Below are 14176 nucleotides of genomic sequence, written 5' to 3'. Positions count from 1 at the left end.
TATATCTTTGCATGTATAAAACGATAAGGTTATGGATAACGAATTCCTCCAGACAGAAGAAAAGATCGTATCGATGCTGAAGACGGTGTACGACCCGGAGATACCGGTGAATGTGTACGACTTAGGATTGATATATAAGATAGAGATCGATGACGATAAGCATGTGACGATCGATATGACCCTCACGGCACCCGGTTGCCCGGTCGCTGACTTCATTGTGGAAGATGTGCGCATGCGGGTCGAATCGGTAGAAGGGGTGAAGAGCGTCGATGTTAATCTGGTTTTCGAACCGCCCTGGGATAAGAATATGATGACGGAAGAGGCCAAACTGGAACTGGGTTTCCTCTAAACGGATCGTCATGGAAGGTGTGTGTAAGAAGATCTATTTCGCAGCCGATGCCCACCTGGGCGCCCGGTTCCACAAAGACCCATTGGCTGTTGAAAAGAAGCTGGTGCGTTGGTTGGATAGTATCAAAGCGGATGCTTCTGCCGTTTGGTTATTGGGCGATATGTTTGATTACTGGTACGAATACAAATATGTGGTGCCCAAAGGCTTCACCCGTTTCCTCGGAAAGCTGGCGGAACTCTCCGACAGCGGCATAAAAATACACATCTTTATTGGCAATCATGATATCTGGATGTTCGACTATCTGCCGAAGGAGATAGGTGCTATTATCCACCGGGAACCGGTCACTGTCGAGCTATTGGGTAAGAACTTCTTTTTGGCGCATGGCGATGAGGTGGATTATCGTAGCCGTTCTTTTCGTTTTATTCGTGCGCTTTTCCGTAACCGCTTTGCTCAATGGCTGTATGGTGGCATTCATCCCCGCTGGACATTTGGTTTTGCCTTGGGTTGGTCGCTGAACAGCCGCAAAAAGGGGCTCAAAGAAAAGAACAGTGAAACCTATGCCGGTGAAGAGGCGGAATACCTGGTTGCTTTTGCTAAAGAATACCTGAAAACCCACCCTGACATTAATTTCTTCCTTTTTGGTCATCGTCATATCATGCTCGACCTGATGCTTAGCCGCACCTCCCGCGTATTGGTGGTTGGCGATTGGATGCATCTTTTCTCTTATGTGGAATGGGATGGCGAGACGCTTGCCCTGAAGCAGTTTGAAGAGGAAGCGTAGCGTGAGGCCTGCTCTGTATTCCTCGTGTAGAAGTCAAAGAAGTCAAGAAGTTATCAGCCGCTTCGCCTCTTAGAAGTCAGAAGTCAACATAAAAAAACTGCTCCGGCATCGGCCAGAGCAGCTTAAACACTAATCCTAATGTTTTGTTGTAAGCTGTGAAGAAGGATTAGTTATTCTGAAGGATTTCCAACGTATCGGAAGCAATCGTATATTCTTCGTCCGTAGGCACGACAATCACCGTTACCTTACTGTCCGGCGTGCTGATTACCATCTCTTCCCCACGCATTCCATCGTTTTTCTCTACATCGAATTTCAAGCCCATGTATTCCATATCACGGCATACATATTCGCGTGTCGCCCACTGGTTCTCGCCTACACCACCGGTGAATACCAAGATGTCGCAACCGCCCATAGCGGCAGCATAAGCTCCAATATATTTCTTGATGCGGTAGTTGTAGACATTCAATGCCAGTGTGGCACGGCGATCTCCTTCGGCTACGGCTGCTTCTATCTCACGCATATCGGAAGAAATACCCGACAATCCCCAAACACCACTGCGTTTGTTGATCAGATCCGACAAGCCATTCGCGTCTAGGTTTTCTTTGCCCATCAGGAACGACAGTGCACCGGCGTCGATATCACCGCAACGGGTACCCATCAACAGTCCTTCTACCGGCGTAAGTCCCATAGAGGTGTCGATGCTCTTTCCGTTCTTTACGGCAGCGATAGAGCCTCCGTTGCCAATGTGAGCCGTGATGATGCGTTGTTCTTCATAAGGCACGCCTAACACTTCGCAAGCCCGTTTCGACACGTAGCGATGGCTCGTCCCGTGGAAACCGTAGCGGCGTATGCCGTATTTCTTATAATAGGAATAGGGAAGTCCGTACATATAGGCGTAGTCGGGCATGGTCTGATGGAAGGCCGTGTCGAACACACCTACCTGAGGTACGCCCGGCAACAAGGTTTCCATCGCACGGATCCCTTTTAGATTGGGAGGATTATGTAAAGGAGCCAGGTCGATACATTCCACCATTTTGCCGATTACTTCCGGCGTGATCCGTACGCTGCTGCTGAATTCTTCCGCGCCATGAACGACACGGTGACCTACGGCATCAATCTCTTCATATGATTTGATGCAACCATATTTCTCATCGGTGAGAATGCTCAAGATAAACTCGATGGCAATCGTGTGCTCGGGTAGATCCTTTTCCAATACGACCTTCTCGCCGTTCGGCAGGGTGAATTTCAGGAATGATCCCGGTAAACCTAATTTTTCAACACCTCCCTGTGCCATGACATCCTGGCTATCCATGTCGTACAGTTTGTACTTCACGGAAGAACTTCCGCAATTTAATACTAATATCTTCATTCTATTTTGATTGTTTTAGATCCGTTGTTTATTGAGCTGATTTGAGTCCTATTGCCTGGTTGCTGGCAATCGCTACCATTTTGTAAATATCATCTACGGAACAACCGCGTGACAGGTCGTTCACCGGTGCTCCCATGCCTTGCAGGATCGGACCTACCGCTTCGGCATTGCCCAGGCGCTGAACCAATTTATAGGCAATGTTACCCACCTCGAGTGAAGGGAATACCAATACATTGGCCTGGCCGGCTATTTCGCTTCCCGGCGCTTTCTTCGATCCGACAGAAGCAACCAGCGCAGCATCCGCCTGCAAATCGCCATCGATCTTAAATTCCGGGGCCATTTCCTGTGCCAGACGAGTCGCCTCTACTACCTTGTCTACCATCTCGTGCGATGCGCTTCCTTTGGTTGAGAAGCTGAGCATAGCTACGCGTGGGTCTACACCTACGATGTCACGTGCAGTGCGTGCCGTGGCAACAGCAATCTCCGCCAGCTCTTTTGCATTCGGATTCGGCATCACAGCGCAGTCGGCAAATACCAATACGCCATCTTTTCCGTAGCTCTTGTCCTGAACGAACATCAGGAAGGCGCCGGAAACAACGCTGATACCCGGTGCTGTTTTGATAATCTGAAGCGCGGGACGCAACACATCTCCGGTCGTGTTCTGAGCACCTGCGATTTCACCGTCGGCATCACCTGCTTTGATCATCAGGCAGGCCAAATACAAAGGATCTTCTACCAACACCGCTGCTTTCTCGGGAGTCATGCCCTTTTTCTGGCGAAGTTCGACCAATAATTGGGTGTATTCCTCTTTTTTGGCATGGTTGTGCGGATTGACAATCGTTGCTTTGTTAATGTTTTCCAATTTGTACTGAGACGCCAGGGCGGTGATCTCTTCCGGGTTTCCCAATAAAATAATGTGAGCTACTTCATCGCGCAGCAACTGATCTGCTGCGATAAGGGTCCTTTCTTCCGTTCCTTCCGGAAGCACGATGCGTTGTTTGTTAGCTTTAGCGCGTTCGATAATGTCTTGCATTAAATCCATGGCAAATGAGATTTTTTTATATTTATTAATAAAAGTAAGCCTGATTAGGCCACAAAGGTACTCATTCTGCTATATTGAGTTTGCAAAATGAGCAATAAATTATCAACGCAAGTTGGCAATTTCAGAAGATTTAACTAAAGTTAACCACCTCCTTTTCGCCGGAAAGAATTTGTTGAAGGTCTTCTGCGGATACATTCACAGCTATTTTTCCGTTTTGTGCAACCGATATTTTTCCTCTCTCTTCGGAAACGATCACGATAAGCGCGTCTGTTTCGAGCGACATACCGAATGCGGAACGGTGGCGAAGTCCCATGTCTTTGGGCAGCGTAGCGTTTTGAGCTACGGGAAGGATACAACCGGCGGCCTTGATCCGGTTGTCGGCAATAATCATAGCACCGTCGTGCAAGGGGCTGTTTTTGAAGAAGATATTTTCTATCAGGCGCGCATTCACATCCGCATTAAACATCTCTCCGGTATGAATATAGACCGAAAGGTCGACATCCTGCTGGATAACGATCAAGGCACCGGTCTTTTTGCGCGCCATATTCATGCAGGCCAATACCACCGGCGCAACATATTTTACCTTACTCTCCTCACCATCACCTTTGCGCGAAAAGAGATTGCTGATGAATTTCCAACCTTTATGTGAACCGACGGCTAATAGGAAACGTCGTATCTCGTCCTGAAACAAAATGACCAAAACCAGGAAGCCGACACTGATAAACTTATCCAGGATAGACCCCATTAGCTTCATTTCCAATACCTGGGAGATTAGAATCCAAATGACTAAGAATGAAACGATGCCGCTGAACAATGCCAGGGAACCGGAATTCTTCATCAGTTTATAGATCTGGTAGAGGAAAAAGGCTACCATCAATACATCAATAAGGTCTTTTATGCCGAAGTCTATCCACATGGTGCTAATTATGAATTATGAATGAAGAATTATCAACTATCAATTACCAATTGTTTAACGATTTTAACGGCCTCGACCGCTTCTTTTACGTCGTGCACACGGAGAATATTGGCGCCGTGCAACAGGGCGTAGGTGTTGAGTATGGAGGTTCCGTTGAGGCTCTCCGCAGGTGTCCCATCCAGGAAACGGTAGATCATGCTTTTGCGGGAGATGCCCACCAATAGCGGCAGGTCGAACGAGGCAAACTCAGCGAGATGAGCCATCAGCTCATAATTCTGTTCCACCGTTTTGCTAAAGCCAAAACCGGGGTCCAGGATAATATCGTTTACGCCCAACAGGCGCAGTTGATCGACTTTTTCGGAGAAGTAGAGAAGGATCTCTTCCATCATATCCCGGTAGGAGGTGAACTGCTGCATGGTTTGAGGCGTTCCCCGCATGTGCATCAGGATATAGGGAACTTTCAGTTCGGCTACCGTCTGGAACATCGTCTTGTCTATTTCTCCGCCGGAGATATCGTTGATGATCGCTACGCCATGTTTCTCTACACATTCCCGAGCGATATCCGCACGGAAAGTGTCGACCGATACGATGGCGTCCGGATAGTGTTTGTTGATAATGTCGAGGGCAAATCTCAGACGTTGCATCTCCTCTTTGGCGGTCACCTCTACGGCGTCCGGGCGAGAAGAATAGCCTCCCAGGTCGATAATCTCGCCCCCTTCCCGATAGATGGTTTGGATGCGCTCTTCGATCGATTTCTCTGTTTGCTTCCGGCTGTCGGCATAAAAAGAATCGGGCGTCACATTGAGGATGCCCATAACCAACGGAGTAGTCAGTGGAACTAATTTGCCATTTAGATTGAGCGTCTTATCAATCATCTCTTTTCGTTTTGCACAAAAGTACGATTTTCCAATCACTACACAAAGCCTATAAAAAGAACTTTCTTTCGGAAGAATGAACTATATCGAATGAAGTTTTGTTACATTTGTCAGAAAATAACAACGAAAGATTTATACGGAGGATTTTGATTATGTCAATACCTGAACTCTATGAACTATTTATCCACAACCCGATTGTTACAACGGATAGTCGGCATTGTCCCCGTGGTTCCATCTTCTTTGCCTTAAAAGGAGATCGGTTCGACGGCAATCAGTATGCCGCGAAAGCCTTAGCCGGAGGAAGTAATTATGCCGTCATTGACAACCCTGACTATTATCAGAACGAGCGGACCATTTTGGTCGATGATGTGCTTAAAGCCTTGCAACTCTTAGCCCAGCGTCATCGCAAAGCGGTGGGGGTGCCAGTGCTTGCTATCACCGGCACGAACGGCAAGACCACGACCAAAGAGCTTATTGCCGCAGTCCTTTCTACGAAATTCAATCTATTATATACGGAAGGAAACCTGAATAACCAGATCGGGGTTCCGCTTACGCTGTTGCGCCTGAACCACGAACATGAAATGGCGGTGATCGAAATGGGCGCCAGCCATCCCGGCGATATCAAAGAGCTGGTGGAGATTGCGCAACCCGAATATGGGCTGATCACCAATGTGGGGCGTGCCCACCTGGAGGGCTTCGAGTCGTTCGAGAATGTATTGAAAACAAAAGGAGAGCTCTACGACTACATACGCCGGACGAAAGGAATCGTTTTTGTCAAAAAAGAAGACAAACCCTTGCGCGCTATTGCTCAAGGGATCGAACAGATCACCTATGGCTATGGCGATAGCTCGTTTGCCTCCGGGCAGATTATCGGGAGCGATCCCTATCTGGTCTTCCAATGGAAGCAACAGGGAAAAAATAATGTGGTGGAGACACAACTGATCGGCGACTACAATATAGATAATGCCCTGGCCGCCGTCACGATCGGTCGTTATTTCAAAATCCCTTCCGCGCGCATCAACCGTGCCATCGAAGGATACGCGCCTTCCAATAAACGTTCACAATTGAAGAAAACAGCCCATAACACCCTGTTGGTCGATACCTATAATGCGAATCCCACCAGCATGAAAGCGGCTCTCGATAACTTTGCCGGCATGTCGGCCACGCCTAAAGCGGTGATCTTGGGCGATATGTTCGAGTTGGGAGCCGAGAGCGATAATCTTCATGCCGAGATCGTGGAGCAGCTCGCATGGGGCGGATTCGATAAGATCTACCTTTGTGGCGAACACTTCTCACGCACAGGCGGTGAAAAATACAATCATTATCAGACCACCGAAGCCCTTATGGCTGCCCTGCGCGAACAACCCCTGCAAGGCTACACCATCCTTATCAAAGGCTCCCGTGGCATGGCATTAGAAAGGGTGGAAGAGGTATTGTAACCTCTTCCACCCTTTGCCTTTTTCTCTTCTCTCCGCTCTTCGGCTTATTTAGAAGAAAAAATCTTACCATAACGCGGGCTCGTCTGACGGAATGTCGGGCGAGCGTTAAGCTGTGTCTTGCTGAGGTATTCTTGGGTATTATGCAGCTGATAGCCATTTCGGATTTGACAGGCAAAAAAACGGATAAACGAGGGGCTATCTTCGATTATCATTTTGTAAGCAAAAAGTCGATTTTGCTTTACAATATGATACGTTAAAAAGTGTTACTCGCCTGACTAATTTTAAATACCCCTATGTTTTTGGAAAAATAGTCGGGCGATTTTGACAAATTGTCAAATTCACTTAGTGAAGGTGTAAAGCAAAACGACCTTAATGACCTTAATGACTTTAAGGACCCTAAGGACTTTAAAGACCTTAATGACCCTAAGGACTTTAAAGACTTGTCAAAATAGTAGTCTTTCCCACCTATCCGCATTTCGGCTCTCTCTTATGCCCCTTTTCTCTATACCTTATTATATAAAATAACCTCAAAGCTATCTTCTCTTCTTTTTCGGATGAAAAGTGGGGTGGAATTCTTTTTGTTTTTTTCTTGTAAATAAGGCAAGTTACGATTAGAAACCTTCGGAATGTCAGTCTCTAAGCTAAATTTCGTATTTTTTTTAAAGAATTTAACAAAATAATGCGTCAAAATATTTATTTAAACAAAAAATTATTATTTTTGCGATAGTTACCGACAGTCCGATGAGGATTTTCAAGGTTAACATAAGGGATAAATATCTGCTTTATCACACATATCTAAAGATGTTTATACCGGCAGTACAAACCAAATGGAGTTCTTTAAGACTATGTCAGAATAATGGAGAGAGAGATTATCTATATATAAGTTTAATAAAAAGAGTGTATTTATGATGAAAAAATTGACTTATTTACTCCTATGCCTCGTGATGGGGATAGGAATTACAAACGCTCAGACTAGCAGTGTGACCGGTACGGTTACTTCGGCAGAAGATGGTGAACCGGTTATTGGGGCTACGGTTCAGGTAAAAGGTACCAATACAGGTACAATTACGGACAGTGACGGGAAATTCTCGATTGTAGCCTCAACGGGAGCTACATTGGTTATCTCTTATTTAGGGATGGAAACCGCTGAACTGCCTGCCCGCAACAACATGAAAGTAGTGCTAAACACAGCTTCTCAGCTTTTGGATGCCGTAGTCGTAGTAGGTTATGGCTCAGAAAAGAAAGTAGGAACGGTGGTTGGTTCTGTAGCCGTGGTCGATAAAGCGGTCATAGAGAACAAGCCGACAGCCAATGTCTTCGATGCTTTGCAAGGGAAAGTTGCTGGTATGCAGGTGTTTACCTCCAGCGGAGAACCTAGCCAGGTTTCTACGATTAAGATTAGAGGTGTCGGATCCCTGGAAGCCAGTACGGCTCCTTTGTATATCATGGATGGAGCTCCTGTTACTTCTTCTGCTGTTATGGCGATGAATGCTTCCGACTTTGAATCGATCTCCGTATTAAAGGATGCATCAGCGACCTCTATTTATGGAGCTCGCGCAGCAAATGGTGTGATTGTGATCACAACGAAAAAAGGTGTCAGAGGTAAAGACATTAAACCAACCATTACCCTTAGAGGACAATACACCAGTAGCAGCATGGCTAATACAGAATTTTTCGATAGCCTGATGAGTACATCTGAGTTATTAGCATTCTGGAGAAAATCCGGATTGCAGTCAGAAGCTACAGCGGATCGCATTGAAAGCACATACGGTCATAATAATACAAACTGGAGAAAATATTATTATAAAGACAGTGCTCCGACGTATGAAACCAGTTTGTCGATCTCAGGAGGAAACGAAAGACTGAATTATTTTACCTCTGTTGGTCTCTTCAGCTCAGAAGGTCTTGCCGCTCGTTCAAAATATGATCGTTACACCGTCAGAGCAAATATGAGCGGACGCCTGACTGACTGGTTGACTTTTGGTATGAATTTAGGGGGTGGATTTGACGAATCAGAATCAAGTCCTTACGGAACAAATAGTACGAACCGTGGTATAGCGGTGTTGGCGCAACCTTTCTACACACCGTACGACGAAAACGGTGAGGAGTATTATGGATTGATTCCCGGATGGAACAGATACTCTACCACCTATTTAACAGACAAAAACCCCTATGACAATAATAGGATAACCTTGAACGGAAATGCTTTCCTTGAGTTAAATCCGATTGAAAATCTGAAAATCAGAACTCAGTTAGCGACAGATGTATATGACAGACGTGTTACACAAAAAAGATTACCGTCTTATGCAGGTGCTCCGAATAATGGATATATACAAGAAGACTTTTATCGCGCAACCACTTTCACATTCACCAATACGGCTGAATATAAATGGAAGATCAATTCACTTCATAATTTCTCCGTTTTGGGAGGACACGAATGGATCGGATATTACTATAGCCGTTTCTATGGATATGGCGAAGGTCTACAGGATGACCGCCTGACATTGTTGAGTCATACGACAGCTGCTCAAGAGGTAAGTTCTACCAAAACGGAATATGCCTATTTATCTTTCTTCGGACGCGCAGAATACAATTACAACAATAGGTATTTCTTGGATTTCTCTTTGCGTAATGACCAAACATCGCGCTTCCCGAAGGATAATCGTAGCGGTATGTTCTGGAGCGTCGGAGCTATGTGGAAAATGAAAGAAGAAGCTTTTATGGATGGTGTAGATTTCTTATCACATCTTGATATTAAGGGTTCATACGGTACACAGGGTATTTCCGATATCGGTGATAACTATGCCTATTATTCCTTGCTTGGCACTAGTTATGAAAACTATTATGCGAATGCTTCATTCAATGCCGACTATATGAAAAGCAGCGGTTGGGCCATTTCTAAAGTAGGTAATCCGTATATGGGTTGGGAAAAACAGGCATTATTTACTGTTGCTGTTGATGCCGGTCTGTTTGATGAACGTTTAAAAGTCGAAGTGGAGTTCTATAACAAAAACAACTCAGATGTGTTGGTAGCTGTACCTTATCCTTATACCTCTGGGGTATCGGAAGTAATGAAAAATACGGCTAAATTGAACAATAAAGGGATTGAAGTTTCTATTGATGCCGATGTAGTGAAGACAAGCGACTTTAATTTTAGCCCCTATTTCCGAATTGGTTATAACAAACAGGAAATTACCCAATTATTCCCGGAAGCAACCAATGATGGACAATATTGGTATATGCCAAACTATGGTGTTTATTGGTCAGTAGGCAATCCGGTATCTTTTGCTTATCCTATCTGGGCTGGTGTAAATTCAGAAACAGGACAGCCTCAATGGTATCTGGCGGGAGAAGACCCAACGGTGCCGACTAAAGATCCGAATAGGGTCTCAACATCGATGAGCGACGCTACTATTCAGAATACAGGCAAGAAATATTACGCTCCTGTACAGGGTAGTATCGGTTTCAATGTAGGTTACAAAGGTTTATCATTGCAAGCAGACTTTACGTATCAGTTAGGTAAATATTTGATTAATAATGATAAATATTTCTTCGAAAACCCGCAGTCTTTCAATGGTTTCAATCAATCAAGAGTGGTGAATGATTTCTGGCAACAACCAGGAGATCAGACAAGATTCCCAAGTACGCAATACCAATTTACACAGTTTGACTCCAGACTGATTGAAGATGCATCTTTTATGCGCTTGAAGAATTTAACGCTGGCTTATGACCTGCCGAAATCCCTGTTGAATAAAACAGGTATTATTCGTGGAGCCCGGATTTATGGTGTTGCTCGTAACTTGTTTACCATTACAAACTACACCGGACCAGACCCTGAGGTGGATAACAACCTGACATTAGGAGTAAATCCGAATACGAAACAATTCTCTATAGGAGTGGAGTTAACATTTTAATTACTAAACACATTGACAAATATGAAAAAGATTATATTAATTACACTAACGGCTGCAGCTGTATCATTGGGATTTAATTCCTGTGATCTGGATCGCTTCCCTTATTCTGAAATAGAATTGTCACAGGGGATGCAAACGGTGTCTGACGTTAGAAAACTGACTGACGGATCCTATTCTATACTTAGAGCTGGAACGTATGGCCGCCACATGATGACCCAGGATATACAATCAGATATTTTCCACGCGACACTCTCGTATGGTAACCGATATGGACTTCCTTATAGCTGGGATAACTTCAATTCCACTGACTATGACCTGGAAGCTCAATGGGAATTTGCCTATCTGCTTATAACCAATGTCAATAATATCATTGCCAATCACGAAACGGTCACCCTTGAAAATGAAAGTGAAGAAAATTTGATGGCGCAGTATTTAGGAGAAGCATACATGATGAGGGCTATTGCTTATTCCAGATTGATTGAAAGATTTGCGAAAGATTACGAACCGGCATCAGCTGCCAGCGATCCGGGTGTGCCCGTCTTATTAGAATTTGATATTGATAATAAACCGCCTCGCTCTTCTGTTCAAGAGGTATATGATCAAATCTTTGCCGACATAGCTGCTGCAAAAGCTCAGTTTGCTAAAGTAGACTGGGATAAAGCGACTGCCACCGCATTGGCCGGTGGATCGAATATGCGTTTTACTCCCGATGCAGCAACCGCTTTTGAAGCCAGAATGTACCTCTATACCCACCAATGGGATAAGGCGATAACTGCTGCCGAGTCAGTGATTTCTTCGAGCAAATATCCGTTAACAACAACAGAGGAAGATTTTGTTGCCTTGTGGGTAGACGATCAAGGAACGGAAATCATCATGCATCTATATGGTGATGAGGTAAAAGAAGGTATGAATACAAATGGAAACTATACCTCTTATTCTAATAGTGAAAAGACATATATGCCTGATTATCTGCCGGAACAATGGGTTGTTGATCTGTATGGTGATGGAGACCACCGTAAAGCTGCTTATTTATTGAATGCCGATGTGCAAATTGAGGCTGCCGTATATACAGATCTTTATGTGTTCAATAAATACCCCCGGACCACTCGTTTCTCAGCATCCGGTGATACCAGACATTATCCGATGTTATTCAGATCGGCTGAATTATACCTGATCGTAGCAGAAGCCGCCGTTCATAATTCAAACGCAGCAGGCTTGAAACGTTTAAATGAACTGAGAGTAGCACGTGGGTTGGAAGAAATAAGTGCATTAAGTTTGGACGCTGTGAAAGAGGAGCGTACCAAAGAGTTAATGGGAGAAGGTGTTCGCTTGTCTGACCTGAAACGTTGGAATATGCCTCTGAGTAGAGGGGCAGCGCAAAAAGACGATGCTGTTATTCCCGGCAACAAAGACAAACAGGTAGCTGCGGGAGCTGATAAGTTCGTATGGGCTATTCCGAGTATTGATATTCAATTGAATCCGAATTTGAAAAATGCTCAAAACCCGGGTTGGTAATAGGCATTTATCAATATAATTTAAAAGGGCTATCCGAAAGGATAGCCCTTTTTGCGTATCTTTACACCCTCTAACACAGAACACTAAGGATGGAGAATATATTGGCTTCGCTGTTTGATTCGCCTATGTTGCAGGCGGTTGTGGCCTTGTCGTTGGTTTCGGCGGTAGGGTTGTTGTTTGCTCGGGTGAAGATATTTGGTATTTCGCTGGGCATTACCTTTGTCTTTTTCGCGGGGATCATTGCCGGGCATTTCGGGGTGACGGTCGACAAGAATATGCTCTATTTCGCTCAGAGCTTCGGACTCATTCTTTTTGTTTATTCCTTAGGCTTACAGGTCGGGCCGGGTTTCTTCGGCTCGCTCAAGAAGGGGGGTATGCAACTCAATCTGATGGCATTGAGTGTTATCTTCCTTGGATTGTTATTGACTATTCTTTTTAGTAAAATCACCTCTGTTTCGCTGCCGACTATGGTTGGTATTCTGTCCGGGGCGGTGACCAATACGCCTGTACTGGGGGCTGCCCAGCAAACGCTCTATCAGCTGGAGCCGGAGAATGCGCGGGGTGTGACCGAGATGGCATTGGGCTGTGCGGTGGCCTATCCGCTGGGAGTCGTAGGGGTTATCTTGGCGATTGTCTTTCTGAAAAAAATGTTTTTCTCTGAAGAGGAGGCGGAAAAAAATAAAATGAAAAAAGCACCCAAAGCGACGGTGACGGAGTTTAATGTGTCTAACCCGGCGATTTACGAGAAGAGTATTCAGGAGGTGATGCGTTCGGGTAAGCTGAAATTTGTGATCTCCCGTATCTGGCGCGATGGCAGTGTCAGCATTCCGACCTCGGAGACCCAACTGCACGAAGGTGATCATTTGCTCGTGATCTCTTCCAAAGAGGATCTGGATATCATACGTGCCCTGTTTGGCGGGCAGGAGAGCGCGGATTGGAACCGGGAGGATATCGACTGGGACGCGGTGGATCGCAAGCTGGTGTCGCGGCGCATCGTGGTGACCCAGGAGAAGGTAAACGGGGTGAAGCTCGGCACATTGCGCCTACGCAATCTATATGGTATCAATATCACCCGGGTGAACCGTGCCGGTATCGATCTGTTGGCCTCCCGCGATTTGCGTTTGCAGATTGGCGACCGCCTGACCATTGTCGGTGAAGCGGCAGCAGTGGCGAACGTGGGGAAGATACTGGGCGATGAGGTCAAACGGTTGGATAGTCCCAACCTCTTGGCTGTTTTTATCGGTATTACGTTGGGTGTCGTATTGGGAGCCATTCCGATTAGCCTGCCGGGCATCAGTATGCCGGTGAAGCTCGGTATTGCCGGTGGGCCGATCATCGTGGGTATTCTGATGGGAGCCTTCGGACCGCGTTTGCATCTGGCAACCTACACCACCATGAGTGCCAACCTGATGTTGCGGCAGTTGGGCATTGTGATCTACCTGGCGGGCTTGGGTATCGACTCGGGAGCGCATTTCTTTGAAACCGTTTTTCGCCCGGAAGGACTTCTTTGGATTGCCCTGGGGTTTGCCTTGACCGTGGTGCCTGTGATGCTGGTCGGCATAGCCGCTTCCCGCCTGTTCCGTCTCGATTACGCGCAGAATGTGGGCATGCTTTGCGGAAGTATGGCCAACCCGATGGCGCTCACCTTTGCCAATTCCACCGTCGAAGGCGATGAACCCGCTGTCTCCTATGCCACGGTCTACCCCCTCTCGATGTTTACGCGGGTGATCACCGCCCAGCTGATTCTGATTCTGTTTATGTAGCGGTTCAATCGATCGATCTCTCTTTTGACTATATTGTTTTGTAAAGAAAATAGGCTTTTTACTTACAAAATGAAAATCAAGACTGCCTTTTGCTTGGTGATTATCATCTGTGTTTTTTAACATCTGACAGAATGGATATAAAACGGGTTAAAAACGCTTCTTTTGACAAAGAAAATAGTATATTTGTCCCATATCGAACTATCTAAACGAGCA

Annotated in this window: 10 protein-coding genes; 6 read left to right on the top strand and 4 right to left on the bottom strand. The window is 45.7% G+C overall.

The features are described from left to right. The first annotated feature begins 31 nt into the window (after nt 1–31). Together M2134_RS14415 and M2134_RS14410 are read left to right on the top strand one after the other, a co-directional pair. Nucleotides 32–349 (top strand): SUF system Fe-S cluster assembly protein, encoded by a 318-nt coding sequence (locus tag M2134_RS14415; RefSeq protein ID WP_280752142.1) that lies wholly within the window; start codon nt 32–34, stop codon nt 347–349. Nucleotides 350–359: 10 nt separating this feature from the next. Then, nucleotides 360–1130 (top strand): UDP-2,3-diacylglucosamine diphosphatase, encoded by a 771-nt coding sequence (locus M2134_RS14410; protein WP_280752141.1) that lies wholly within the window; start codon nt 360–362, stop codon nt 1128–1130. Between the two features lie 166 nt (nt 1131–1296). Here the strand turns inward: M2134_RS14410 and M2134_RS14405 are convergent, their stop codons facing one another. The 4 genes from M2134_RS14405 to folP all read right to left on the bottom strand — a co-directional run bounded on the left by M2134_RS14405 (nt 1297) and on the right by folP (nt 5332). Beyond that, the gene (locus M2134_RS14405) at nt 1297–2499 is read right to left on the bottom strand and encodes an acetate kinase (RefSeq protein WP_280752140.1); all 1203 of its coding nucleotides are present in this window, start codon (nt 2497–2499) and stop codon (nt 1297–1299) included. Between the two features lie 28 nt (nt 2500–2527). Continuing rightward, nucleotides 2528–3541: a phosphate acetyltransferase gene (gene pta / locus M2134_RS14400; RefSeq protein WP_280752139.1), complete on the bottom strand. Its 1014-nt coding sequence runs from the start codon at nt 3539–3541 to the stop codon at nt 2528–2530. Between the two features lie 130 nt (nt 3542–3671). Continuing rightward, nucleotides 3672–4457, bottom strand: a complete 786-nt coding sequence (cdaA, locus tag M2134_RS14395) for a diadenylate cyclase CdaA (RefSeq protein WP_280752138.1) — start codon at nt 4455–4457, stop codon at nt 3672–3674. Between the two features lie 32 nt (nt 4458–4489). Continuing rightward, nucleotides 4490–5332: a dihydropteroate synthase gene (folP, locus tag M2134_RS14390; protein WP_280752137.1), complete on the bottom strand. Its 843-nt coding sequence runs from the start codon at nt 5330–5332 to the stop codon at nt 4490–4492. 152 nt (nt 5333–5484) lie between these two features. On the opposite strand from folP, the gene murF reads away from it, so the two are divergent. From murF to M2134_RS14370, 4 genes are all read left to right on the top strand, one after another. Beyond that, complete coding sequence (gene murF, locus M2134_RS14385) at nt 5485–6771, top strand: UDP-N-acetylmuramoyl-tripeptide--D-alanyl-D-alanine ligase (protein ID WP_280752136.1); 1287 nt, start codon at nt 5485–5487, stop codon at nt 6769–6771. Nucleotides 6772–7676: 905 nt separating this feature from the next. Then, nucleotides 7677–10685, top strand: coding sequence for a TonB-dependent receptor (locus M2134_RS14380; protein WP_280752135.1), 3009 nt, complete (start codon nt 7677–7679; stop codon nt 10683–10685). A gap of 21 nt (nt 10686–10706) precedes the next feature. Continuing rightward, nucleotides 10707–12200 (top strand): RagB/SusD family nutrient uptake outer membrane protein, encoded by a 1494-nt coding sequence (locus M2134_RS14375; protein WP_280752134.1) that lies wholly within the window; start codon nt 10707–10709, stop codon nt 12198–12200. 89 nt (nt 12201–12289) lie between these two features. Further along, a complete protein-coding gene (locus M2134_RS14370; RefSeq protein WP_280752133.1) occupies nt 12290–13963 on the top strand; it encodes a putative transporter in 1674 nt (557 codons plus the stop codon). Nucleotides 13964–14176: the final 213 nt, after the last annotated feature.

This window comes from Parabacteroides sp. PM6-13, assembly GCF_029892605.1.
Taxonomy (GTDB): domain Bacteria; phylum Bacteroidota; class Bacteroidia; order Bacteroidales; family Tannerellaceae; genus QVMG01.
The sequence above is the reverse complement of the archived record's forward strand: the minus strand, read 5'-3'. Positions and strand labels throughout refer to the sequence as shown.